25 protein-coding genes are annotated in these 26,064 nt (G+C 32.0%); 14 read left to right on the top strand and 11 right to left on the bottom strand.

The window, feature by feature from the left end:
* Positions 1 to 2 precede the first annotated feature (2 nt).
* The 5 genes from KW502_RS08215 to KW502_RS08235 all read right to left on the bottom strand — a co-directional run bounded on the left by KW502_RS08215 (position 3) and on the right by KW502_RS08235 (position 4,713).
* Positions 3 to 767: an SDR family NAD(P)-dependent oxidoreductase gene (locus KW502_RS08215; RefSeq protein WP_219040136.1), complete on the bottom strand. Its 765-nt coding sequence runs from the start codon at positions 765 to 767 to the stop codon at positions 3 to 5.
* A gap of 6 nt (positions 768 to 773) precedes the next feature.
* Positions 774 to 1,607 carry a 5-dehydro-4-deoxy-D-glucuronate isomerase gene (kduI, locus tag KW502_RS08220; protein WP_219040069.1) on the bottom strand — a complete coding sequence of 278 codons (834 nt, stop codon included), beginning with the start codon at positions 1,605 to 1,607 and terminating at the stop codon, positions 774 to 776.
* A 282-nt stretch (positions 1,608 to 1,889) separates the two neighbouring features.
* Positions 1,890 to 2,864: a Gfo/Idh/MocA family protein gene (locus KW502_RS08225; RefSeq protein ID WP_219040070.1), complete on the bottom strand. Its 975-nt coding sequence runs from the start codon at positions 2,862 to 2,864 to the stop codon at positions 1,890 to 1,892.
* Positions 2,865 to 3,125: 261 nt separating this feature from the next.
* Positions 3,126 to 3,899: a hypothetical protein gene (locus KW502_RS08230; protein WP_219040071.1), complete on the bottom strand. Its 774-nt coding sequence runs from the start codon at positions 3,897 to 3,899 to the stop codon at positions 3,126 to 3,128.
* 190 nt (positions 3,900 to 4,089) lie between these two features.
* Positions 4,090 to 4,713, bottom strand: coding sequence for a DUF4403 family protein (locus KW502_RS08235; RefSeq protein WP_219040072.1), 624 nt, complete (start codon positions 4,711 to 4,713; stop codon positions 4,090 to 4,092).
* Positions 4,714 to 4,836: 123 nt separating this feature from the next.
* On the opposite strand from KW502_RS08235, the gene KW502_RS08240 reads away from it, so the two are divergent.
* From KW502_RS08240 to KW502_RS08280, 9 genes are read left to right on the top strand one after another with little or no spacing between them, the layout of a single operon-like run.
* Positions 4,837 to 5,229, top strand: a complete 393-nt coding sequence (locus KW502_RS08240) for a type III secretion system chaperone family protein (protein ID WP_219040073.1) — start codon at positions 4,837 to 4,839, stop codon at positions 5,227 to 5,229.
* Between the two features lie 6 nt (positions 5,230 to 5,235).
* The gene (locus tag KW502_RS08245; protein WP_219040074.1) at positions 5,236 to 5,937 is read left to right on the top strand and encodes a PspA/IM30 family protein; all 702 of its coding nucleotides are present in this window, start codon (positions 5,236 to 5,238) and stop codon (positions 5,935 to 5,937) included.
* A 2-nt stretch (positions 5,938 to 5,939) separates the two neighbouring features.
* On the top strand, positions 5,940 to 6,488 hold the full coding sequence (locus KW502_RS08250) for a DUF4178 domain-containing protein (protein WP_219040075.1): 549 nt from the start codon (positions 5,940 to 5,942) through the stop codon (positions 6,486 to 6,488).
* A 13-nt stretch (positions 6,489 to 6,501) separates the two neighbouring features.
* Positions 6,502 to 7,242: a hypothetical protein gene (locus KW502_RS08255; RefSeq protein WP_219040076.1), complete on the top strand. Its 741-nt coding sequence runs from the start codon at positions 6,502 to 6,504 to the stop codon at positions 7,240 to 7,242.
* 11 nt (positions 7,243 to 7,253) lie between these two features.
* The gene (locus KW502_RS08260; RefSeq protein WP_219040077.1) at positions 7,254 to 8,123 is read left to right on the top strand and encodes a DUF350 domain-containing protein; all 870 of its coding nucleotides are present in this window, start codon (positions 7,254 to 7,256) and stop codon (positions 8,121 to 8,123) included.
* Positions 8,124 to 8,133: 10 nt separating this feature from the next.
* On the top strand, positions 8,134 to 9,705 hold the full coding sequence (locus KW502_RS08265) for a polyamine aminopropyltransferase (protein WP_219040078.1): 1,572 nt from the start codon (positions 8,134 to 8,136) through the stop codon (positions 9,703 to 9,705).
* A gap of 3 nt (positions 9,706 to 9,708) precedes the next feature.
* Positions 9,709 to 10,074 carry an S-adenosylmethionine decarboxylase gene (locus KW502_RS08270; RefSeq protein ID WP_219040079.1) on the top strand — a complete coding sequence of 122 codons (366 nt, stop codon included), beginning with the start codon at positions 9,709 to 9,711 and terminating at the stop codon, positions 10,072 to 10,074.
* Between the two features lie 3 nt (positions 10,075 to 10,077).
* Positions 10,078 to 11,103, top strand: coding sequence for a potassium channel family protein (locus KW502_RS08275; RefSeq protein ID WP_219040080.1), 1,026 nt, complete (start codon positions 10,078 to 10,080; stop codon positions 11,101 to 11,103).
* A gap of 17 nt (positions 11,104 to 11,120) precedes the next feature.
* Positions 11,121 to 13,814, top strand: coding sequence for a DEAD/DEAH box helicase (locus tag KW502_RS08280; protein ID WP_219040081.1), 2,694 nt, complete (start codon positions 11,121 to 11,123; stop codon positions 13,812 to 13,814).
* Positions 13,815 to 14,390: 576 nt separating this feature from the next.
* Here KW502_RS08280 and KW502_RS08285 read toward each other — a convergent pair.
* The 3 genes from KW502_RS08285 to guaB form a co-directional block, all read right to left on the bottom strand.
* Positions 14,391 to 15,713 carry a sugar MFS transporter gene (locus KW502_RS08285; RefSeq protein WP_219040082.1) on the bottom strand — a complete coding sequence of 441 codons (1,323 nt, stop codon included), beginning with the start codon at positions 15,711 to 15,713 and terminating at the stop codon, positions 14,391 to 14,393.
* Between the two features lie 144 nt (positions 15,714 to 15,857).
* The gene (locus KW502_RS08290) at positions 15,858 to 16,448 is read right to left on the bottom strand and encodes an acetate uptake transporter (RefSeq protein WP_219040083.1); all 591 of its coding nucleotides are present in this window, start codon (positions 16,446 to 16,448) and stop codon (positions 15,858 to 15,860) included.
* Between the two features lie 189 nt (positions 16,449 to 16,637).
* On the bottom strand, positions 16,638 to 18,110 hold the full coding sequence (gene guaB, locus KW502_RS08295) for an IMP dehydrogenase (RefSeq protein WP_219040084.1): 1,473 nt from the start codon (positions 18,108 to 18,110) through the stop codon (positions 16,638 to 16,640).
* Between the two features lie 171 nt (positions 18,111 to 18,281).
* Here guaB and KW502_RS08300 point away from each other — a divergent pair, with 171 nt between their 5' ends.
* Positions 18,282 to 19,115 carry a universal stress protein gene (locus KW502_RS08300; RefSeq protein ID WP_219040085.1) on the top strand — a complete coding sequence of 278 codons (834 nt, stop codon included), beginning with the start codon at positions 18,282 to 18,284 and terminating at the stop codon, positions 19,113 to 19,115.
* On the opposite strand, the gene KW502_RS08305 is transcribed toward KW502_RS08300, so the two are convergent.
* The 3 genes from KW502_RS08305 to KW502_RS08315 are packed head-to-tail and all read right to left on the bottom strand — an operon-like array spanning position 19,112 to position 21,037.
* Positions 19,112 to 19,612 (bottom strand): Aq_1264-related membrane protein, encoded by a 501-nt coding sequence (locus KW502_RS08305; RefSeq protein ID WP_219040086.1) that lies wholly within the window; start codon positions 19,610 to 19,612, stop codon positions 19,112 to 19,114. The genes KW502_RS08300 and KW502_RS08305 overlap by 4 nt on opposite strands.
* The gene (locus KW502_RS08310) at positions 19,613 to 20,134 is read right to left on the bottom strand and encodes an FMN-binding protein (RefSeq protein ID WP_219040087.1); all 522 of its coding nucleotides are present in this window, start codon (positions 20,132 to 20,134) and stop codon (positions 19,613 to 19,615) included. It abuts the gene before it with no gap.
* A 3-nt stretch (positions 20,135 to 20,137) separates the two neighbouring features.
* Positions 20,138 to 21,037, bottom strand: coding sequence for a DUF6607 family protein (locus KW502_RS08315; protein ID WP_219040088.1), 900 nt, complete (start codon positions 21,035 to 21,037; stop codon positions 20,138 to 20,140).
* 116 nt (positions 21,038 to 21,153) lie between these two features.
* Between KW502_RS08315 and KW502_RS08320 the strand changes: the two genes are divergently transcribed.
* The 4 genes from KW502_RS08320 to KW502_RS15605 are packed head-to-tail and all read left to right on the top strand — an operon-like array spanning position 21,154 to position 26,025.
* Positions 21,154 to 23,289, top strand: coding sequence for a TonB-dependent receptor plug domain-containing protein (locus KW502_RS08320; protein ID WP_219040089.1), 2,136 nt, complete (start codon positions 21,154 to 21,156; stop codon positions 23,287 to 23,289).
* A 3-nt stretch (positions 23,290 to 23,292) separates the two neighbouring features.
* On the top strand, positions 23,293 to 24,723 hold the full coding sequence (locus tag KW502_RS08325) for an HmuY family protein (protein ID WP_219040090.1): 1,431 nt from the start codon (positions 23,293 to 23,295) through the stop codon (positions 24,721 to 24,723).
* A gap of 27 nt (positions 24,724 to 24,750) precedes the next feature.
* Positions 24,751 to 25,836: an HmuY family protein gene (locus KW502_RS08330; protein WP_219040091.1), complete on the top strand. Its 1,086-nt coding sequence runs from the start codon at positions 24,751 to 24,753 to the stop codon at positions 25,834 to 25,836.
* A gap of 9 nt (positions 25,837 to 25,845) precedes the next feature.
* Positions 25,846 to 26,025, top strand: coding sequence for a T9SS type A sorting domain-containing protein (locus tag KW502_RS15605; protein ID WP_219040137.1), 180 nt, complete (start codon positions 25,846 to 25,848; stop codon positions 26,023 to 26,025).
* The last annotated feature ends 39 nt before the right edge of the window (positions 26,026 to 26,064 follow it).

Here is a 26,064-nt window from a genome sequence, read left to right on the forward strand (position 1 = left end):
AATTATCTTCCCATCCAGCCACCGTCAACGGTAACAATACTACCACTCATATAATCACTAGCTTCTGAAGCTAAGAAAATGGTAGGTCCTTTAAAATCTTTTGGTTGCCCCCAACGTCCTGCAGGGATTCTGGCTAAAATTGCTTCGCTACGATCTTCATCTTCTCGTAAAGCCTGCGTATTATCGGTAGCAATATAACCCGGTGCAATTGCATTTACATTTACTCCCTTGCTAGCCCATTCGTTAGAAAAAGCCATCGTTAATTGACCAATTGCCCCTTTTGAAGCCGCATAACCAGGAACAGTGATTCCTCCCTGAAAGGTTAACAACGAAGCAGTAAAAATCACTTTACCAGAACCACGCTTAATCATTTCTTTTCCAATTTCTCGAGTTAAAATGAATTGCGCGTTTTGGTTAACTTCAATCACTTTATCCCAATATTCATCGGGATGTTCTGCTGCCGGTTTACGCATAATCGTACCCGCATTATTGATTAAAATATCAATTTTTGGATTTTCAGCTTTTGCTTTTTCTATAAACGCATAAAGCGATTTACGATCTGAAAAGTCACATTGATAGGCTTTAAAATCTCTTCCTATTTCTTTAATTCGCTTTTCTATTTTAGAATCTTGTAATTCTAAAGAAGCGGAAACACCAAGAATATTTGCGCCAGCTTCAGCTAAAGCTTCTGCCATGGCGAAACCGATACCTCGTTTACATCCGGTTACTAAGGCTGTTTTTCCTTCTAAACTAAATAAACTCATAATTGCTTTTTATTTAAGTTCGTCTGGCGTTACTTTATCCATATCTCCATAATCTAAATTCTCACCTGCCATTCCCCAAATAAAAGTATAGTTTGAAGTTCCTGCACCTGCGTGAATAGACCATTCTGGCGAAATGATGGCTTGATGATTTTTCATAAACACGTGACGAGTCTCTTGTGGTTGTCCCATAAAATGACTAATAGTTTGCCCTTCTTCTAAATCGAAATAAAAGTAAACCTCCATTCTACGTTCGTGTGTATGTGGTGGCATCGTGTTCCAAACTGAACCTTCTTGAAGTTCTGTCATCCCCATTTGAAGTTGACAAGTTTCTACAACACTGTTTACGATTAGTTTATTAATCACACGTTTATTGGATGTTTTGGTATCTCCCAGCTCTACAATCTCAGCTTCAGCTCTTGTTACTTTTTTAGTAGGATTTGCTTTATGCGCAGGTGCCGAATTGATGTAAAAATAAGGCTGTTCTTCTGTAGCTTCAAAAATTACTTCTTTAGATCCTCTACCTACATAAATAGCTTCACGGTGACCAATTTCGTAAACTTTACCATCTACCGTTACTTTCCCTTTACCACCAACATTAATCACTCCTAGCTCACGACGGTCTAAAAAGTTTTCTGCTTTTAGCTCATCGATAGCTTCTAATTTTAATGCTTTATCTACCGGAAATGCACCACCAGCAATATAGCGGTCGTACATAGTGTAAGTTAATTTAATTTCATCTTTCACAAACAAATTCGGGATTAAGAAATGCTCACGAAGTTGATCTGTTGTATATTTTTTGACATCTTCTGGATGATGCGCGTATCTAAATTCTGATGTGGTCATGATTTTAGGTGTTTTTAATTCGAAATTTTTATTAATACTAGCAAGGTATTCATATTAGGTCAAGATTTGCATCCTGAGCTTACCTGAATTGCTCTTAACTAAATCAATTTGTGCAATCGATTACACAAATATATAAATGTTTTTTCATCATTTCAATATTTCTCATTTTTTTTACATTGAAAATGAAGAATTAACAAATAAAATAGCTCAAAGAAATCATTAATAACAATATTAAAGATTTTATAAGAATTCTCCCTATACCTTTTTCGAAAATTTTATTGTTTAAGATTTTGTGAATTTTTCCATAATCTTCATGACTTCTAAGCCTGTTGTAACGGAGCAAGGATTTGCTTCTTTCTCTAAAAAATAATGTATTGCAGATTGGATCATGGGTTGCTGTACATGTTTCGGGTTTTTGAAACTGAACGTTTCACGGTGTGTTTTTGTGATTAGCTGAAGTTGATCTCCGAAAAAAGAAAACTCTAACACACCTTCATCTCCGTAAATCACACAAGAATCTTTTCGTTTTCCAACTTCACAATTAAAAGCCCAAACTCCTTGGAAATGAATGTTGTTATTAAATTTCAAAATACCGTTTACGGTAGTATTTGTTGTATGAAGATTTGATTGACCACTAGCAAAACCATCTATTTGATTTGGTTTACCAAAAAAATGAATCAGTAAATCGAGTTGATGTGGAGCTAAGTCGTAAAAATATCCACCTCCAGAAATTTCGGTATTTAACCGCCAATCTTCTGGCGTTTCTACAGTCAATTTATCATGATTAGGCTGAATAAGTTTAATTTCTGCAAATTGAACATTTCCTATTTCATTTTGATCTAGTAATTCTTTTACTTTTAAAAACAACGGAAGTTTTCTTCGGTAATGCGCAACCACCAATTTACTTTTCGAAGTTTTTAAAGCTATTTCTAATTGCAAAGCTTCTGCTAGATTCAACGTCATAGGTTTCTCTAAATACACGTGCTTTCCAGCTTCAAGGGCTTTTAATGCGTAGTCTAAATGCGAAGACGGCGGCGTAGCAATGTAAACCGCATTAATTTTAGGATTATTTAAAATTTCATGTACTTGATTCGTCCAATGCTGTACTTTATGACGTGATGCAAAATCTTTAGCTTTCTCCAGATCTCTTCGCATCACACTAAGTAATTCTGAATGTTCACATTTTTGAAATGCAGGTCCGCTTTTTACTTCAGCAACATCACCGCAACCTATAATTCCCCAAGAGATTTTATTCATCTAATATTTATTTTTCAGGAGTCCAATAATTTTCACTTTTTCGTTTCGTACTAAACAAATTACCTATACTTAAATTGACTGTTGATCTATTTTTATCAAAATCATTCAATTCTCTAATCATAATTTTAAGTGGAATCACTCTCTACTTGAATCAAAGCCTTACCAATATATTTTTTTGAAAATAGAATAAAATCCCTTATCAACTCTTGGTTGACGAAAATAATAGTTTATTACTCATTTTATAGGTGAAAAATTAAAGAATTACTCTACTGAAAAATCAAAAATTGATTGATTATTAAATCCACCCATTGGGACTGTTCCTTGAAAAAAGAAACAATATTCTCCCGTTTCTAAAGCTTCTTTTAATGTTACTTTAAACCTACCATTTTCTAAATCTTCAATCAAAAAATTAATAGTATCTCTTACATCAACCCCCATTTGTGATGTTGCTGTAATTCCAGTAACTTTGCCCGTTATTAGTTCTCTTCTATTTCTTTTTTCCTTTAGTTTTGTTAATGCAAATTCCTTTGGAGAAGAAGCCGATCTAAACCACCAATTAACGCTACCTAAATCATTTTTGTTTTTATTATCAAATTGAAAGATAAACGTTAAATTATCTTTATTTAATTTATTTGAAGATGAATTACCGTTAACATAAGATTTAATTTTAGCAGAAGCTATCCCGTAAGAAAAAGCTGCACCAAGAGCATTTGTTTTAGTCCCTGCAAAAACAGAAGGATTAATTTTTTTTAGTATATTGTTTTCATAATAAAATACTCCTGTTTCAATTTCAACTTTAGATTTATCTATCATTAAAGCTAAAACATCAGAAGAAATTCCTTTTTCTTTAAGAAATTTAAGCTGTTCTATAGATGTATCAAAATCTACAGAAGAAGAATTTATTTTCGCCATTATGACTTCACTCTCAAACCCTAAATCTAATAAGTCAAGCACTGATTGATTATTCATTTTCTCTTGTGCCCTACTTAAAAAACTTGATAAAAACATAAAGAAGATAAAAATTGATTTTTTCATAATAAATAATATAGTTGGTTATAAAATTGATTTCAATTTCACAACAAATATATAAGAAAAAAAAACTTTTAATCTTACTATATTCAACATCATACAGTCTAACCCTCAATTATAATGAATTATTCAATAATAAAATCTGAAATTACATTTAGCATCGTTAATAAAAAAATCAAATATTGACTACGAATTTTTAATTAGAGAGTTCTATTTCAGAAACTTCTGCCGCAAGATTTCCTTGTATATTTATCAAAGCTACTAATCCATCTTCTTTAAAATAGAGATCGTTGACTTTAAAAGTATCGATAGCTCCAAATAGATTAATTCCTTTTTTTACTTCCAAAATATTTTTAAGTTTATCGTTAATTTGGTTGAGCAACTCAGATATTTTTGGAGTCAATTCAAGTTTAAAATTGTTAGAAAGTTTCTTTTTAAACAATAACCCCATCACCACATTAATCAAAATGTTGGTTAGCCAAGACTTTTTTTCTCCTTCAACTTTATAATTTTTAATAACTAATTCTTGGTCTTTTTGATTATATTCAAAATTAAGCTGCATCTTGAAACCTATTTTCTTATTTTTAAACAGAAATGTTTTCATTAAAATTTCCTGCTGAATACATAAACCGTAATCATCTATTCCTGAAGATAAATTAATCGATAAGATTTCACCGAATTGTTTTGCTCCATCTTCTTCTTTCTGAATTTTAAACCCAACCAATTTATCTTGAAGTACTTTCTCCAAAGCTTCTAATCTTATTTTTACGGGTATCTGAATGGAAACGCCGCTTTCGGTAGTTATATTTTCTTTACTCATAATGGATAAATATAGATTGCTAATACTTAAACATAGAAGCATTAACACATTTTTTTAATAAAAGTTTAAGACCTTATACGTGTTTAAGGTAAAACCATTAGTTTTATAGAAATTTTATCAAAGATGGAAAATCACTTCAATAAAGTAAAAACATTTTTACTAGATTTAGAATATACAATTATCAAAGAAAATGAAGCTGAACAGCTCTTTATCGCCGAAAATTTAGAAGCAGGGATCACTAACTTAATTATAGACTGCGAAGATCCTCTACTTATTATAGAGGTTTATTTATTCGACATCAAAAACAAAAATTTAGCAACAATTGAGAGTTTACTCATAAAAAACCGTGATATTATTCACGGAGCCTTTGCCTTAGACGACAATGGACAAAAAGTATTTTTTAGAGATACCTTACAATTAGAAAATTTAGATTTTAACGAATTACAAGCTACTTTATATTCATTAGAATTACTACTAAGTGAATACGCAGGTAATATTATAGCTTTTTCAAAATAACAAACCATGGGAATTTTTAAACGACTTTTTACAATAGGGAAGGCTGAAACCAATTCAGCAATTGATAAATTAGAAGACCCTATAAAACTTACCGAACAAGGTATAAAAGACTTAAAAAAAGATTTAGACAATAGTTTACAGGCTTTAGCTGAAGTTAAAGCGATAGCCATTAGAAGTAGAAAAGAATTAGGTGAAAGTAAATCTAGAGCAGAATCTTATCAACAAAAAGCTGTTGCCATTCTTAAAAAAGCTGAAAGTGGAGCTATAGATAGTACGGAAGCCGATAGACTTGCTACAGAAGCTTTAAAGAAAAAAGATCAAGCTCAGCAGCAGGCAGCAACTCATCAAGAAGAGGTTAATAAATTTGATGGTAACATTTCTCAGCTAGAATCTAATATTCAGAATCTAAAATCTACAATTTCTAAGTACGAAAACGAGCTTAAAACGCTAAAGGCAAGATCTAAAGTAAGTGCAGCTACCAAGAAAATAAATAAACAAGTTTCAGGAATTGATAGCAGCGGAACAGTAAGTATGTTAGAAAAAATGAAAGAAAAAGTGGCCGAAGAAGAAGCTCTAGCAGAGGCTTACGGTGATATTGCTAAACAAGGCAAAAGTGTTGACGACGAAATTGATCAAGCCTTAGATAATACTGATACTAGTGCAGAATCTTCATTAGAAGCATTAAAAAAACAACTTAAAGATTCATAATCATGGGCTTTTTAAAAAATTTATTTTCAAAAGAAAAAGAGCCTTCTTACGATAGTATAAGAATTGGGATTAAAGATCTAAAAACCGGATTTATTTTTGATTACGATCTTAGTTCTTGGGAGGTGCTTAATACTTATAAATATGATTGGGGAAATCATTTTTATACCTTAGAGTATAAAATTAGTAATGGTAGCCAAACCTTATTTTTAGGAGTCGAAGAAGACGATGAGTTACTTTTAACGTTAGGTAAAAAAATAAAGCTTAGTAAAATCGATAAAAATCTATCTACCGAACTTATTAATAATCAAAAGCCACCTCAGAAAATAATCTATCAAGATGAAACTTTTGTTTTGGAAGAAGAATCTCCTGGATACTTTTTAGATACCGCTAGAAAGCAGAGCGATTGGGAAGAGTTAATTAGCTGGGATTTGATTGGTCAAAATTCTCAAAATATTTTAACTATTGAACAATGGGCTAAAAATGAATTTGAAGGTAGTCTAGCTAAAGTAGTAAAAGAGTTTGAAATTAGTAACATTTTGCCCGTAAAATAATCCAATATTTATTATGAAAAATTTCGCAAAGATAATTGCAGCTCTTTTAGTTGTTTCATTTATCACCCAATCTTGTAGAAATAGATCACATTCTAACCCTGCTAGTCCTACTCCTATTGCTATTTTAAAAGGGAAACTTAAAAATGAGCAAAATTACAGTATCATTTTAGAAGACATGGACGCTAAAAATCTAAATACGTCTTCTGAAAAATACCTTCATAAATATCAAATTTTAAAAGAAAGAAAAGATACCGTGCTCGTAGAAAGTACAGAATGGTACCCTGTAACCTCCACCTATTTTAATAAACATATTGATGATTTAGGAATGGAGCTGGTTACTAAAGAAAATGGTAAAGTACACGAAGAAACTGTTCCTGCAGGTTATCGTGGTTATGTAGGTAATAGCCAATACGGGCAATGGAGGCAGCATAACGGGCATTCTTTTTGGGAGTTTTATGGTCGATATATGTTTCTTTCCCATGTATTTAATAGATTCAATAATCCTTACCGAAGAGATTATTATAATGATTATCGCACAAACTATTCAGGTAGAAGTTATTACGGTCCCAATGGCAGAAAAGTTTACGGCACTAGTACTTATACAGGAAAAAGTTCTTGGAATAGTAAAGACCAAAGCTTTAAAAACAAAGTAAGAAGTCAAGTGAAACTTTCTAGCGCCCGCAGAGCACGTAGTGCATCAAGATCTTCAAGAAGCACTTCTTACAGATCAAGAAGCGGAGGCTTTGGTAAATAAAAAATAAGAAAATGACATTATCAGAAATTTCTACATTAATTTATAACGGACTCATTTATTTTGTCTTAGCATTCTTTATTTTCTTCATAGGAAAGAAAATATATCAACTCGTACATCGCGACATTTCTCTAAAACAAGAATTAGTCATTAAAGATAATCTAGCATTTACTCTTTCACATCTAGGTTACTTATCGGGTTTATTAATAATAATTGGTGGCAGTATTATAGGCCCTTCAGAGGGATTAGTAAATGATGTCATCGATATACTTAGTTATGGTGTATTAGGTATTATTTTACTAAATCTATCCATTATAATTTCAGATAAAATAATTCTAAGGCATTTTTCAATTAAAAAAGAAATTATAGAAGATAAGAATGTTGGTGTAGGTGTTATAGAGGGAGCAATTTCTATAGGCTCGGGTTTAATAATTTTTGGAGCTATAAGTGGTGAAGGGTATTCATTACTACACGGCATAATTTCAACTCTTATTTTTTGGGCAATTGGTCAAGTTGTACTCATTATCACGACTCGAGTATATAATATGATCACTAGTTATAATATTCATAAACACTTAGAAGAAGATAATTTTGCGGTAGGTATTGGTTATGCCGGAGCACTTATAGCAATTTCTATTATCATTAAATTCGGTATCTCAGGAGTATTTGAAGATTGGACCGATGTGGTTTATGAAGCAGGAGCAGAAATTTTGATTGGCTTATTACTTCTTCCATTAATGAGGTATTTAACAGATAAAATTCTATTACCTGGCGCAAATTTAACTGAAGAAATCATCAATCAAGAAAAGCCGAATATCGGAGCTTCATTAATTGAAGGTTTTGCTTACATTGGTGGAGCAATTCTTCTTACTTGGTGTTTATAAAGCAATTAGAATGATAGATTTCAAGAAGGTTTTCAGTAAAAAATCTACTTTACTAAAAATTGCCATTTTCGCTACTGGTTTTTCTGGAGTTGTTGCAGAATATATACTTTCTACGCTAGCGACTTATTTTCTGGGAGATTCTATCTTTCAATGGATTATGATCATCTCATTGATGCTATTTTCTATGGGATTAGGTAGTAGGTTTAGTAAGTTTCTTCATAATAACCTATTAAATAAGTTTTTATTAATAGAGTTTACTTTATCGCTTATTGTAGCATTTTCTCCATTAATTATATACTTATGCGCAGCATATACCGAGGCTTATGGCCTGCTCATTTACTTAATAGCAATAGCGATTGGCTTGCTTATAGGCCTAGAGGTTCCTTTAGTAATTAGAATAAACAATGATTTTGAAGATTTGCGCTTCAATATCTCTAATATTCTAGAAAACGATTACTACGGAAGTTTGTTAGGGGGTGTATTTTTTGCTTTCATTGGTTTACCACTTTTAGGTTTAATGTATACTCCGTTTGTATTAGGTCTAGCTAATTTCTTAGTGGCTTGCTTACTAATTACATTACTCTGGAAAGCTTTTTCTACCTCACAAAAGAAAAAATTAGTCCCAATTTCTAGTATCCTATTTATTTTATTAGTGGGTGGTTTTTTTATTGCTGAACCCATCATCTTATATGGTGAACAATCTAAATACCAAGATAAAGTAGTTTTCTCTAAACAGACCGCTTATCAAAAAATAGTTATTACAGAATGGAAAGATGATTTTTGGCTTTATTTAAACGGAAATCAACAATTATGCAGTAGAGATGAAGTAATGTATCACGAACCCTTGGTTCACCCAGCAATGCGTTTACATCCGCATCCACAAAACGTCTTGGTCTTAGGCGGTGGTGATGGTTGTGCAGTTAGAGAGATTTTAAAGTACGCGACTGTAGAAAAGATTAAACTTATCGATCTTGATCCAGAAATGACTAGATTAGGAAAAGAAAATAACATTCTGTCTCAGCTTAATAACAACTCTTTAAACAATGATAAAGTTGAAATCGTAAATGCAGATGGATATGAATATTTAACCAATGATAAATCGAGTTATGATGTGATTATTATAGACCTTCCAGATCCTCGAACTATAGAACTTTCTAGACTTTACAGTTTTGAGTTTTATAAAACTTGCTACCGAGTTCTTCGAAATAGAGGCGTGATTGTAACCCAAGCAGGAAGCCCCTATTTCGCTACCAAAGCATTTAAATGTATTGAAAAAACGATGAAGAAAGCAGGATTCAACACAGCAACTTTACACAATCAAGTAGTTACTATGGGAGAATGGGGATGGAGTTTAGGGCAAAAACAATCTCCTTATGACGATCTTTCTTCAACATTAAAAAATTTAAATTTCAACAACATATCTACTCAATGGATTAATCACGAAGCCATGAGTTTAATTACTTCTTTCGGAAAAAACACGTATCTCGATAAAAATTTCGAAGCGCGTAAAATTGAAGTAAATAGTATTCATAACCCTGTTCTTTATAAATATTATTTAAAAGGAAATTGGGACTTATATTAATTAATGATGAATAAAAACCTTTCTTACAAACCTGTAGAAGCAGCTATATTCAATCTGAAGTTTTGGATTAGAAATATTGAACCTCAAGAAATTACTCCAGTTTTCGAAAAGCTATTAAAAGATACCGAATTCGGAATTTTAAATTTTTCTGAACACCATTTTCCCGTTAAAGGTTATACCGCATTGTGGCTCTTGGCAGAATCCCATTTAGCAGTACATACATTTCCCGATAATAACTATACTTACGTAGAACTTAGCGGTTGTAATGAAAGTAAAACGGAAAACTTCAAAAATAAAATTCAAGATTACGAAGAAACATTGGGCTTATTTCAGATTAATCAAACAGAATTTTTTAATCCGAACTTCTAAGGAATGAGAAAGATAAAATACTTTCTACTGGTAACCTTACTTTACATTGCCTCGGTAATTGCTATAGGATACATCGAAAGTCAAAATCCAGATGGTAATATAAAAGACATAGGAGATGCTTTTTGGTTTGCCATTGTCACCCTCACGACCGTAGGATACGGGGATTTATACCCGGTAACCATTCTAGGAAAAATAATTGGACTAGTCCTTATCTTGGGTAGTATTGGGATTTTAGGAATTATCATTAGTGAAATTACCAATAAAATTAATAGCTATATGGAAAAGAAAAAAAACGGATTTTATGGTACCGATTTTAAAAATCACTACATCATTATAGGTTATAATGATTTTGCTTTAAAAGTTGGAAAAGAAATAATTAGTACGGGGCATAAAATTGCTTTTCTCACCAATGCAAAAGATGATCTAGAAAAAATTAATACCCACTTTAATCATCAAAATTGTTTTAGTCTCCTGGCCGAATATAAAGATGAAGAAAAATATGAAAAACTAAATTTCAAAGCTGCCAAAAGTGTATTTATTAATTTTGAAGAAGATGCAGATACACTTGTATTTGTACTTAATGCAAAGAAAGCTTACCCTAACTTAGAATACGTTGCACTTTGTAATAACACAGAATTAAAAGGTACTTTTGAAAATGCTGGAGTAAAATATGTTGTATCACCTTTAGAAGTAACCTCAAAATTAGTGGCTAGCTATATTTTTGAACCCGAAGTAGCTACCTATACTGAAGACTTAATATCTTCCAGTAAAAATAAAGAAGACTCAGATATTCAGCAATATAAAATTTTAACCAATTCTTTCTACCACAACAAAAGCTTCAATACAGCATTTCACGAACTAAAAGATAATTATGATGCTATTGCCATTGGAGTAGTGAAAGATAATAAAGTATATAAAAACCCTTCTTCAGATTATATATTATCTATAAACGATTACATTATTCTAATTTCAAACGGAGCTAGCAAAAAAGGCTTAGAAGATATTTTTGGAATTAAAGAAGGTAAATAAATTAAAATTTTCTAAAAGTGAACTTCAACCCAAAAGACGTTTTTAATTATTTTAGAGATTGCTATCAGCTAGATTATAAAGAGTTTACCATTAATAATATTCTTTCTAGCAAATATCCCTATAAGTGGTTTGTAAAAACGGAAGAAGAATTTCTTGCTGAAGATTTACCGATCATCCCTTACAACAATAAAAAGGTATTAGCTTTAGAAAAAGAGATATCGCTTTATAATTTAGAAAAAAAACTGTTTTACGGGTGTTTTTTTATTTTAGGCAATAGTAAAAATCCACTTATTAAAGACAAACGAATTTGCGCTCCACTCCTACTCTTTCCGGCTCAAATAGAAACCCTAGACGAAGAAAGATTTTTGAGAATTGAACAAGATAATTTCGACATTAATAGGTCTGCCCTCAGTTTACTAGACTTAAGAGAAGAGCATATTAAAAAAGATGAATTTGTACAATTACTCTCAGAACAAATTCAAAACAAAAATTATATTGGCTTAAAGAGCTTTTTAGAAAAATATGTTGCCAATATAGAAACCGAAGAGCTCTTGCTATTTCCAACAGTTTGGTCTGCAGAAAAAACTAGAAATTTTTTAGCTTCAGATAAAGTTGAAGATGACAGCTATCATATGGTTCCGGCAGCAGGAACCATATTAGTTGAAAAGTCTGAATCTCCACTAAGGGTTTTAAACGACCTGAAAGAAATGGCAGAATTAGAAAAATTTAATTCTAGTTTGTATCAATTATTAAGCAGTGATCGACAAGAATTTTCATTTCAGCAAAGCGTTTATAAAACTCGATTAAATACAGATCAATATAAAGCACTCCAAAATGCATATCGTTATTCAAATTCTGTAATTGTAGGACCACCAGGAACGGGAAAAAGCTATACTATCACTTCAATAATTTCTGATGCGGTGATTAATAATCAATCGGTTTTAGTAGTTTCTAAAACAAAGCAAGCTGTAGAAGTTTTACGCCAAATGCTTGAGAAAGATTTTAAGTTAAAAAACTATCTAATTCATACCACTGGGCATAATTACAAAGTAAGTTTAAAAGCTAAAATCAAACGTTATTTAAGTGGAATTTCAGCAAAAATAAATACCAATTTTGACCTAGAAAAAGTCAATCAGCTTTCTGGGCAACTCGATCTACTCGAGCAAGAATTTGAAGCATATATTGAAAAAGAACTTAAAAGATCTGATCTCGAATTTTCTCCAGAACTTAGCTTGTGGGAAAAATGGCAACAATTTTATCTTAATACACTAACTTACAACGGAGAGAAATTATGGGTGATTTTTGAAAAAATAAATCAGGTTTTAGAGCAATTAGAAAAAGAAGCGAGTCTATATTCTAAACGAAAAATTGCCCTTAACATTAAAAATAATTCCCATCGCTATCGTGATGAAATATCAACATTCTATGATGCGCTCGACACTTCTAGTTTTTCAGCCTATAAACGCATTCTAAAACAAGTAGATTTTGAACATGTTTTAAAAGCTTTTCCCATTTGGTTGGCTAATCTATCAGATTTAAATTCGGTCTTACCTTTAAAAGCAGACTGCTTCGATTTGGTGATTATCGATGAAGCCACACAATGCGATATCGCTTCTGCTTTACCAGCATTATATAGAGCAAAACGGGTGGTGATTGCAGGTGACCCTAACCAATTAAGGCATTATTCTTTTGTAGCAAAAGCGCAACAATTCAGCCTTCAAGAAAAATATAATTTACCAAAAGATAAGATTTTTGATTATCGAAACCGAAGTGTTTTAGACTTATTTATTTCTAAAATGAAACACCAAGAACAAATTACTTTTCTACGTGAACATTTTAGATCTACACCATCTTTAATAGAATTTAGTAACCGCCAGTTTTACGATAATCAGTTAGAAATCTTAAAATCTACACCTACTCACATTGAAGAGAAACAAATAGAATTGATTAAAGTTAAAGGTAAAAGAAATCGGAAAGGAGTAAATGAAATTGAAGCTGAACAGGTACTACATCAATTAAATAAAATTATAGCAGCCTACAAAGATGAAACATTAAAACCATCTATCGGAATTATTTCGCCTTTCAATAGCCAAGTAACACATCTTAATAAATTATTATCGAAGCATTACGAGTTAGCCACTCTGCGCCAATTTAATATTCTTTGTGGAACGCCATATAACTTTCAAGGTTCTGAGCGCGAAATAATTCTAATATCATTTGGTGTTTGCCCAGAAACTCATCATTCTGCTTATATTCATTTAAACAAACCAGAAGTCCTTAATGTAGGTATCACTAGAGCAAAATCTTTACAAATAGTAATTACATCGGTAGGTAAAAATGAGCTAAAAAATGATTCTTTATTTTATGAGTATTTAACCTTTATCGAAAATTTCAGTCACTTTAATGAAGAAGAAAATACGATTGATCAATTTCAAGATGAAGTAGTGAAAGCTTTACAACAAGAGGGAGTTAAAGGTATTAAATGTGGTTATCCTGTTGCCGGAAACCTTTTAGATATTTTAGTTACGAATAACAATAAAAATTACTTTATAGATTTAATTGGTTATTCTGGAGCTTATCGAGAAGCTTTTAGTTTAGAACGTTACAAAACTCTAGCCAGAACCGACATTAAGACTTTACCCCTACATTATAGTTTTTGGAAAAAAGATTCAAAAAAAGCGATTGATAAATTGATGGAGTTTATTTCATAATTAAGGAGTAATCTACTTCAAATGAAAACTTTACAATTCAGCATTCATTTTTTCATAAATCTCTAGCTATATGTTCATCTTTCCTACTCACATAAGTTAAGATATAAATTAGAGTTCTTTTTACATATATAATCTTCAACGTACCTGTGCAAAACTTTATTCGAAAATACTTTAGTTCCTAATCCAAGATCCTAAGTTGCTAGTAAAATTAGTTTAATAAAAAAGCTATAATGACTCCCACCCGAACGGCTTATTTTTTTAGTTAATGAAGAGCTTGGGCTAAACTTATACCCTCATAATCACGAATTTTTATAATAATTTTTTCTTCGTAAGCACGGTTAGCGTATGAAGATTCGAATTTAAGATAAATGAATCAGTGTCATTTTCCCGCTCTCCTTCAGTGATAAATTGAATAATAATTATCGTTTTCTAAAGCTCACTAATTATTTTTTAACAACTTATACTTTGAAAGGAATTGATATTAATATGGGATACCTCATATAAATATGGAGGTAAATCTATGCAACTCTAAATGGTTATAAAACAATGCCAAGCGAAAAACTTGGCATTGTCATTTTAAATTGTGACTTCTGTTTTCTTATGTCGATAAGCGAAAAAGAAAATATAAAGATAGCAACACATAACTAACATAAAGGCTAAACCAAATCCGGAGGTGTCTGTTAATAATCCAAATAAAGGTGGTACAACTGCTCCACCTACAATCATCGTACACATTAAGCCAGAACCTTGCGGTTTACTTTCACCTAACTCGTCTAAGCCTAAACTAAAGATTGTTGGAAACATGATTGAATTAAATAAACCTACAGCGATAATTGTCCACATTGCGGTTAAACCAGCACTTTGTGTTGAAATAATTATAAGTGTTAAAGCTAGTAGAGCAAAAATACTCAATACTTTAGCTGGCTTAATGATACTGGTCAAGTAAGCACCAATAAATCTACCTACCATCGCTCCTGTCCAGTAAAAGGTTACAAAAATACCTACTACTGCTTTACCATCTACAGATTTTAAATCGTCTGTTAAAAACCAATTAGCGATACCTCGCATAAAAGGTGTATTTCTTACCACATCGGCTAGATCTAGTTTCATAAAATAATTCACCATATAGCTTCCTATAGCAACCTCAGCACCTACATAACAGAAGAGACCTATAGCACCTAAAATTAAGTTTTTATTTTTGAAGGCTGCTGCGTAGCTTCCTTTGCTTTCTCCTTCTCCGATTACTTTAGGAAGATTTACAAATACAAATACTAAAGCGATTGCGATTAAAATACCAGCTATCGTTAAAAATGGCGTTTGTACTGCTGAAGCTTCTGAAGCATAATAATCTGCTTGATCTACCGCATTAAGCGTACTAATTTGCTCTGAGGTTTTAATTTTATCACTTAAGATAAATAATGCTCCTACAATAGGAGCTATAGAAGTACCTAAAGCATTAAATGCTTGTGATAAATTTAACCGACTAGCAGCACTTTTTTCTGGACCTAGAATAGTCACGTATGGATTAGCAGCAACTTGTAAGATGGTAATACCACCGGCTAGTATAAAATACCCAAGCATAAATATCCAAAAGATTCTAAGTGAAGATGCTGGATAAAACAACAAGCACCCCCCAGCCATCATTAAAATTCCTAATATAATTCCTTTTTTATAACCTATTTTAGATAAAATAAAACTTGCGGGGATTGACAGTAAAAAGTAAGCGCCAAAAAATGCAAACTGAACCATACCTGCTTGAAAGTAGGTTAACTCGAATACTTCTTTAAGACGCGGAATTAATGAATCTACAATTACTGTTAAAAAACCCCATAGAAAAAATAACAGGGTTAAAAATATAAATGCAGTTTTGTGAGATGTTTTAGTTTTAGAATTATTCATTTGTTATTGATTACTTAATTAAAAATTCTGCTAACAAAATTAATTCTAAATTTGCTTTTTTCAGTCAATTTTTGTGATTCCTTTTCGTTTTTTTTAAACAAAAAGCAATTGATAAGCTTTGTTATAGCTCAATTTTTAGGTTCTTTATTTTTTTATTGCTCCCAAAGGAAGCAATTCTTTACCGTAAACTTCATTTAGCAATGTACCTACTCCTGCATAAATGGCTGATCCTCCACAAATAATCCCTTCAAAACCAGTAATTTGTTTTAACATTTCATTTCCAGTAGCATCACCCAAGGCAAGTAAGAAAAAAAGTAAAGCTAAGGTTGCAAATACAAATTGAAGTGCTTTATTTATTCTAAGTGTACCAAAAAAAAGTAATGTGGTAAAGATTCCCCACATCACCAAATAACTAATCATAGCTGTATTAGAGGTAGCTTCTACCCAACCTAATTTAGGCATAACAAGTAAACCTACGAGCGTAAGCCAGAAAAAACCATAAGAAGTAAATGCTGTTAAGCCGAATGTATTTCCTTTTTTTGCCTCTAAAATTCCTGCTATTACCTGCGCAATACCGCCATAAAAAATTCCCATTCCAAAAATCATTGAATTCATTTCATAAAAACCAGCATTATGAATATTCAACAAAACGGTAGTCATTCCGAAAGCTAAAAGCCCTAAAGGCCCTGGATTTGCTGTGGTATCAGTAATACGATAGGTAGAGTTATTTTCCATAATTTATCTATATTTAGTTTTTAAATACTTTAACCAAAGAAATAAAATTATCACGAATAATTAAATTTTATGTTAAAAAAATAAATATAAACAATTATTCATTTTATGCTTTTTATAATTAATAATTGTTTACAAATAAAAAAGCCTTCCAAATGGGAAAGCTTTTTCTATATATAAATAAATTTATTTCTATCTAGAATAATTAGGCGCTTCTTTGGTTATCGTTACATCGTGAGGATGACTTTCCATAATTCCTGAAGAAGTAATTTTAATAAACTTAGCCTCTTTCTTTAATGTTTCAATATCATTAGCTCCGCAATAACCCATTCCTGCACGAAGACCGCCAATAAATTGATTCATACTTTCAACAAGTTCACCTTTATAAGGTACGCGCCCTACAATACCTTCGGGTACTAATTTTTTAATATCATCTTCTACATCTTGAAAATAACGATCTTTAGAACCTTTTTGCATCGCTTCTACAGATCCCATTCCGCGATAAGATTTAAATTTTCTGCCCTCGTAAATAATAGTTTCTCCTGGTGATTCTTTTGTTCCTGCTAAAAGAGAGCCTAACATCACACAGTCTGCTCCCGCTGCTAAAGCTTTAGGAATATCACCTGTATAACGAATACCACCATCTGCAATTACTGGCACCCCTGTTCCTTTAAGTGCTTCTGCAACTTCTAATACTGCAGAAAATTGAGGAAAACCTACTCCAGCTACCACACGTGTAGTACAAATAGAACCAGGTCCTATACCTACTTTTACAGCATCGGCTCCTGCATCTGCTAAGTATTTGGCTGCTTCTGGAGTCGCAATATTTCCTACAACTACTTCAAGTTCTGGAAATTTTTTCTTTACTTCTTTTAACACATAAACCACCCCTTTAGTATGGCCATGAGCTGTATCTATAACCACTGCATCTACACCTGCATTAACTAAAGCTTCTGCTCTTTCTACTGCATCTGCAGTAACTCCTAAAGCTGCAGCGACCCGTAATCTTCCGTATTGATCTTTATTAGCTATTGGTTTTTGGGTAAGCTTGGTAATATCTCTAAATGTAATTAAACCTACTAGTTTATTTTCTTTATTGACAACCGGTAGTTTTTCAATTTTATTTTCTTGTAAAATATCTTCTGCCTCTTCCAGAGAAGTTCCTTCGGCAACGGTTACTAAATTACCAGAAGTCATTACTTCAGCTATAGGCCTATTTAAGTTTTTCTCAAAACGTAAATCACGGTTGGTTACAATACCTAAGAGTTTTCCTTCTTCATCAACAATAGGTATTCCTCCAATACTATGTTCTGCCATTGAGGCTTTTGCATCTTTCACTTTTGCCGTAATAGGTAAAGTTACCGGATCTATAATCATTCCGCTTTCTGCACGTTTTACTTTTCTAACTTTAAGGGCTTGCTGCTCAATAGTCATATTTTTGTGCAACACACCAATACCTCCTTCTCTAGCAATAGCAATAGCCATTCTAGATTCTGTCACGGTATCCATCGCTGCCGATACAATAGGAACATTAATACTAATGTTTTTCGTGAATTTTGTCTGAATATTTACCTCTCTAGGAAGTACTTCTGAAAAGGCTGGGACAAGTAAGACGTCGTCATAAGTAAGACCTTCGCCAAGAATCTTGTTTTCGTGTGCAGTCATAGCAATTAAAGATTTAATTGCATGCAAATATAGGTTTTTACTATGAGACTAAATTAAATCCACTTAATTATTTTACAATTTAATAAAGCGCTAATGTTCATAAAATGAGAAAAATCATTGTTCAACTAGATTCGCCTTAATAATTTTGGTGTGGTTAAAAAAACAAATGTTATGATGAATATTTTGCTTCCTACAGATTTTTCAGATAATGCATACAATGCCATTTCTTATGCATTAAACTTTTTTAAAGATGAGAAATGTAATTTTATTCTTTTAAACACACTTTACAATTCTGATCATATTATTTACAGTAGTTTTAATCTTATTTATAAAAAAAACGCACTAAGAGAATTAAATGAACTAAAAAACAAAATTATTACAGAATTTAAAAATTCTAATCATGAGTTTGAGCTCGAGTTTTCTTTGAATACGCTTTATGAAGAAATAGAAAGCCGAGTAAATAACAAAGAAATAGATTTAATTGTAATGGGCACCAAAGGAGCTTCTGGCGGAAAAGAGCTGCTGGTAGGCACACATACCGTTCATGCCATTCAGGTTGCAAAATGCCCTCTTTTAGTGATTCCTTCTGCTTATAAATTCAGAAATATTAAGCATATTTTATTCGCTACAAAATATGAAATTGATTTCTCTGAATATCAAATGAATCTAATTAAAAATTTTGCTGAAGCCAACAATGCGCAAATACATACGGTTTATGCTAATTTTGGAAATGAATTTACAGACAACCAACGTAGAGCAAAAAAGAATCTTAATCATTTTTTAGATAAAGTAGCACACGATTTTAATAGTATCGCAAAAGACAATGTTCCTGAAGCTATTGAAGAGTTTAATAAAGAAGTATCGAATGATTTGTTAGTGATGATTAAACACAAAAGAAATTTTATAGAGAAAATTTTATTTCCTTCCATTATCAAAGAAATAGGTTTTCATACTAAATTTCCGTTTTTAGTATTACCCGCTGAAAATTATGATCCAAAAATTTAACTCTTTTGGTCTTTCTTTTTAAATAACTGAAAAAAAACAATTACTACGGAAGCAACAAATGAGGTGCTCATCAATATTCCAGATAGCATCACAATATATCGCATAAAATGCCAACTTGACCACATAAAGTAAATTCCGCCAAATGTAAGTAAGACTGAAAGTAAAGGCTCTACCATTAAAGCTTTTTTAAGCCAAGGTTTTAATTGGGTTAAACTTACTAGCCCACCTAAAATAAAAAAGATGACAGACATCGATAAGATATGGGTATGAATTACCGTAAGCATTTCTCGCTTTGGTTTTTTAAATTTCATCGCCTCTGCCTCGAGATCTTCTTCATTCCCTAAATAATTTTCCTGAATACCAGTAGGTGTGTTTTTGGTCGTTTCATTTACAAAACGAAAACCAGTAAAATAACCGGCGCTTAACACGATAAGAAAAGCGCCGATTAATAATTTTACTTCTTTGGGTAATTCAGCAATACGTCCGTTAAAATTCATTTAAATGACTTTTTCTTCCTGAAGGATTTTCATAGTTTTTAAAACTTTATTTACTGCTCTTGCCATTGAAGAAGCAGAAATGGTTGCACCACTAATTGCTGCCACATTTTCGCCATAATTCACTTCTGAAGAGGGCGACATTCCTATAAATTGTTTTAACCAACGTTGGGTACCTATTTGCTGACCGTAATTTTCACGATAGATAAGCACTTTTGATTTTTTTATGATTAAATCATTATCAAACATCACCACATAATCAAACTCTTTCTTTTTACTGGGAGCTTTTCCTAAATAGGCATAACCTACAGAAGTGCCTTCAGAAAAAATTTGAAAGAAACGCTTATCACCTGTTTTTGCGGGTAACTTTTCATTAATGTCTGCAGGTGCTTCAATTTCTTTTACATCGAAATTTTCGACATCATAAGTACCTCGAATGGCTTTATGAAATTTCTCTTCTAATTCGCCATTTTCAAAGCTAAAACTAATGCATGCCAGAAAAATTAAAAAAACTTTATTCCACATAGATTAACCTTTAATTACGTAAGCTTCGATCACTTCGTCAATTTCTTTTTGATCTGCACTTGTATTCATAGGGAACAATTTCATAAAAAGAGCTTGCCCTTCTACTTTTTTCTCTAAAGATAGGTCTTTGTCTCTTCCGTAAACTTCACTCCATTTAGTTCTTACCTTACTCCAAAATTCTTTATTAGCTGCCCACCATTCTTTTGCTGCAGCACATTTTGCATCTGGCACTCTTTTATAAATATTGTATCCTTTTTCTTGCGCTAAAAGCACATCTTCTTCGGCTTCTTTACGTATTATTTTCTCGTTATCTTGTTCGTGCAACCAACCTTCATCAGTAATTTCAACATGGTTACCACGCATCATTACGTTATAATCACTACGTTTAGAATACTCTCTTCTGGGTAACGGTGAGCTAGATACATTATCCCAAAAGTGTCTACCATCAGCGTGAAACCAAGTAGCAGAACCTGAGTAACGTGGACTATCATCTACTTGATATACATTTTGCGTCCACTGCCCTTTTACTTCTTTTTTAGGCATTTCTACAAAAGACCATTGGTTATCGTGATTAAAATCATAACGTTTAGTGTTTTCATATAACCAATCTTGGCGCCAGTGTTTAATTATAGTAGAATCATTAACTAACAATAAATGCTGAATAGAAAGTTCATCTTTTTCATCTTTAATAAGTTCTGCCCATTCTAAAGCAGATGCATTGTAATCAAAATGTTTTTCATAATCAATTTCTGGAGCAAAAGTTTCTGTGTATTTAAAAGTAATTTCAAAACAACCGCACATATCTTTAATGGCTTCACGGTCTTGTTTTTGAGATTTTTGAGCCTGTACTCCAGTAAATGCTAATCCTATAAAAGCACCAGTAAGTAATTTTTTAAAATTCATTTTTAATCGGTTTTAATTTAATGTTAGTTTTCGACAAAAATATAAATTTTATTTAGATTGGTTAAAAATAATTTATAGATTTGCATTATTATTTTAAATAAGATCTAATCTAAATAATGAAAAAACTATTACTAACTTTTTTTTTATTCTTAAATATTTTGCATGCAAATGCTCAAGAAACGACTACAATAAAGAAAGATTCTATTAAGCGAAATGAACTTGAAGAAGTGGTTTTAACTGGGCAATACAATCCACAATCTATAAATAAATCTGTATTTGAAGTTAATGTAATTACTCAAAAAGATATTCAACTTCTAGCAGGAAATAATCTTGCCGATGTTCTCAATCAGACCTTAAATATCAATATACAGCAAAACGGAGAGGGACAATCAAAGTTTAGACAATTTGGATTTAATGGCGAGTATGTAAAAATACTAGTAGATAACGTCCCTATGATTGGTGCAGAAGGTTTTGGTAATGATATTGATGCCGCTCAAATTAACCTAGATGATATTGAGCAAATTGAAATTATTGAAGGTTCGATGGGTGTTCAATATGGTTCTGATGCCGTCACAGGAGTTATTAATATTATCACAAAAAAATCTGCAAAACATAAATGGCAAATCACACCTTATTTACAAGAAGAAACAATTGGTAATGAATATGGTTGGTTTGATGAAGGAAGACATATTCAATCTTTAAAAATAGGTCATAATATTTCTGATCAACTTTACGCAAATATCCTTTATACTAGAAATGACTTTAAAGGTTACCAAGGAAGAAACAAAGGAGTTAATTATTACAATAAAAATTTAGAGCAGGATAGTTTACGTGGCTATGAGTGGTTACCAAAAGAACAAAACAATATTAAAGCGCTAATAAACTTTGATAATCATAAAAACTTTAGAGCCTTTTACAAGTTTGAATATTTTACAGAAGAAACCTTAAGGTATGCCAATAATGTGTTGTTCAATAAAAACACAGCTACACAAACCGTAAACCCTACAGCGAATGATAACATCTTTAATTCAGAACGTTTTTATCATCATTTAAATGCTTCAGGAATTATCAAGAATCAAGTAAATTATAATGTTTCGGTATCTTATCAAGAACAAGTGAAAAACTATGAGCAATTTACTTATCGCTTGAAAACTGAAGAAAAAATTCCTTTAGAAAAATACGATTACAATACAAGAAAAGGATTTTTCTCTAGAGGTAACTTCAGTAACTTTTTCAATAGCAAAACTGCAAAATTAGAATTAGGTTACGAAGTTAATCTTGATGAAGGCTCGGCTAGTGGTTTGGCAGAACAAGCTATTGAAGATAGAACTAAGCAACAGCAATTAAAAAATTATAGTTTTTTTGCCTCTTCAGAAATTAAAGCTTCAGATATGCTTTCAATAAGACCGGGAGCAAGAATTATGACTTCTTCTTTATTTGAAACTAAACCTTCTTTTTCTATAACCACTAAATTACAATTACCTAAAGATTACCAATTAAGAGTAATTGGAGGTATGGCTCCTAAAGTACCTACTTTTGAACAACTTTACTATTATATGGTAGATTCTAACCATAATATACAAGGTAACGAGAATTTAAATTTAGAAAACGGAAAGTCTCTTTTTCTACACTTAAAAAAAACCTTTTGGAGCAAAAATTATAACTTAAAATTCACACCAAAATTTAGTGCTTGGTATTTAGATGTAGACGACAAAATAGCTCTTGTGGTTAAAAACACTAGTCCACTTTCCTTTGAATTTCAAAATATAGATTTGTATAAAACTTGGGGCTTATCATTAAGAAACAATCTGAGCTATAAAAATTTCAGCGCCAATTTTGGAGTTAGCTTTTCAGGAACTTCTCAAGTATTAGATGAAGCAGAAAATGCTGATCATGGTTATTTATACGCCTTTCAAGCAAATGCCAACCTTTCTTATCGCATACCAAAATGGAATACTACTTTTTCTACCTTCTATAAATATAACGGACCTGCCTACCAATTTTCAGATGGTGGAGTAAATGATTCTGTCGAACAACAAAAACTAGAAGGCTATTCTTGGTTAAATGCTTCTATACAAAAAACATTTTTAAATGATTTTAAAGTAACCATAGGAGCTAGAAACCTTTTAGATATTACCAGACTCAACTTAAGTAACGGCCAAGGCGGTGGGCATAGTAACGGTACTGCTAACCAATCTTTAGGCTACGGAAGATCTTACTTTTTAAAACTATTATACAACCTCAATTTTTAACTTATGAATTATAAATTTCAACTTTTAAGCTTATTGTTCGTGTTATGTTTTACGAGCTGTAGCGATGACGATAAAGATACCGGAATTAGCAACGATTTTGTTGTTGCATTTGAAAAACAATCAATTAGTTTTTCTTCAGAAGAAACTAGTTCAGCAATTAACCTGGTATATTCTGAAGAAGCTAGCGAAAACGGAACTATTTCTATTATTTACACAGAAACAAATGTTAGTTACAGTACAGATTTCACCACTTCTCCCGCTGCAGAAAGCGGTGTAATAGAAATTCCTATTGAAGCAGGAACAATCGGTACATCTTTTGAATTTGAAAAATTAACCCCTAACCCTACCGAAGGAGAAGCTGAAAAAAAAGTAGAATTTGAAATTTCTGCTATTAGCTTACCCAACGCATTTACACAAGGTAATACTAAACTTTTAGTGAGTTATAACGAAAGTGCTTCCTTAGGAGGTAGCTTCTCTCCAAGCGTTGGAGGACCTAATGAAGGCAATCAAGTATATATAGATTTAAGTTCACAGACAGAAAAAATAATAAGTCGCGATAAATGGGATTTGGCTTTTTACAGTGGTGAAGAATTTAGAGTGAAAATTAATAGCGCCCTATTAATGATGGCTGCTCAACTAGAGACTACCAATATTGATAATGTCGCTGCAGGACAGGTTTCTGAATTACAAACACAAATGCAATTTTTACAAGCAGGGTCTGATGCTTTTGTAGATGCCCCAAGCGGAGATATTACAGAAACTGTAATTAATGAAATCTCTACTACGTTAGAAGAAAACAAAGTTTACTTACTAAATATGGGAAGTGAAATTGGCACAACGGAACCCGATGGACCTGGAAGTGTTGCTGTAGGCGGAGATGAACGGGGTTGGATGAAAATCCGAATTCTGCAAGAAAACGGTGAATATATATTACAATATGCAGATTTAGAAGCGACCACACACCAAGAAATAAACATTCAAAAAACACCAGGTTATAACTTTACATTTTTCAGCTTAATTACAGAAAATATCGTAAATGTAGAACCTGCAAAAGAAAAATGGGATTTAAACTTTACGGTTTTTACAGAAGTGTTAGATCTTCCAGATGAAGATGCAATGACGGCCTACGGCTATTCTGATTATGTAGCGACCAATGTATTAGCAGAAACAAAAACCTATCAAGTAAATACTTCCGAAATAACTTATTCAGATTTCAATTTAACAAATTTAGACGAAGCTTCTTTCGAGATCGACCAACGTACCATAGGAAGTAGCTGGAGAAATACCATTCCTCCAAATCGCTATATTTTCAATGATATTTTTTATGTAGTCGAAGATCCTGAAGGAAACATCTATAAACTTCGTTTTACCGCGATGATGAACGAAAATGGAGTAAGAGGCTATCCTGAATTTGAATACAGTTTATTAAACTAATCTACTATTAAATATAAATCACAACCTATGAAAACAAAACTATTTTTAACAGCATTAATCACGAGCATATTTAGCTTAAACGCACAACAAGCAGTAGACCTGTCTATGGGAGTAGACTATGAAAAGGAAATTTTTTACGACTTTTCAACTAATAATTCACAGACTTTCACCGCTAGTAATTGGGAAATTGCATTTCTAAGAAACAGTATGATGAATATGGCAATTCGTATAAATGATGGTATAGGTATTCAAGTTTTTGAAGCTTCAAACGACAGTAATCATTGGTCTACTATAGGAGATCCAGTTACTAATATTTCTAATTGGACAGAGCTTTTTAATAGTGACACCAGTTGGATTGACGGAGCCTTTCAACAAGGTTCTGCAACCTATGGCTGGGGGGAATATGCAGGACCTCCAAATCATGAAGTTTATGGAACGGTGATATTTGTTCTAAAATATCAAGATGAAGATAATGATGATAGTAATAACATTTATCGTAAACTATTTATTGAAGAATATTTAGGAGGGTATACTTTTAAATATGCTACTTGGGATGATGATAATGAAACTTGGAGTGCAGATATAACAGAAACCGTTGTTAATACAAGTAACCCAAATAATATATTTAATTATTACAATTTTACTACAGAGGCTGAAGTAGTTGCTGAACCTGCTGCTACTGAATGGGATTTAAAATTTACCCAATTCACTACAGATTATCCTTCAGATGGAACAACTATCAAATATGTTGTTACTGGAGCTTTACAGAACCCTAACGTTACTATAGCTGAAAACGTAGAAGTTAATGGAACAGGAGACCCTAATGACCAAACTTATTTAGAAGAAATTAGTACTGTAGGCTATGATTGGAAGAGCTTTGACATGTCAACTTTTTCCTACTCAGTTGAGCCTGATTTATATTACTATGTAAAGGATGCAGAAAACAATGTTTACCGATTACATTTCACTTCTTTTGAAGGAGGTTCTACTGGTAACTTAAGCTTTAATGCAGAAGATGTAACCAGCCAAATGAGCACCACTACTTTTGACAATGGAGATTCTTTTGGTTTTTACCCTAACCCAGCAAAAAATGAAATTGAACTCTTATATTAAAGTTCAAATATTTCTGAAGTAGCTATTACTATTTATAGTATTACTGGCCGCAAAGTGTTAGAAAAACAACTAAAAAATGATGGTTTTTATCATCAAAAATTAGATGTTTCTACCTTGAGTAGAGGGAGCTACCTCATTAAATTTCAATCTGGAAATCAAGTAACTACTAAAAAACTAATACTAAATTAAATTTTATCATTTTTTAAATTAACAAACAGCTACCTTCGG

The organism is Mesonia aestuariivivens (assembly GCF_019311235.1).
Lineage (GTDB): Bacteria > Bacteroidota > Bacteroidia > Flavobacteriales > Flavobacteriaceae > Mesonia > Mesonia aestuariivivens.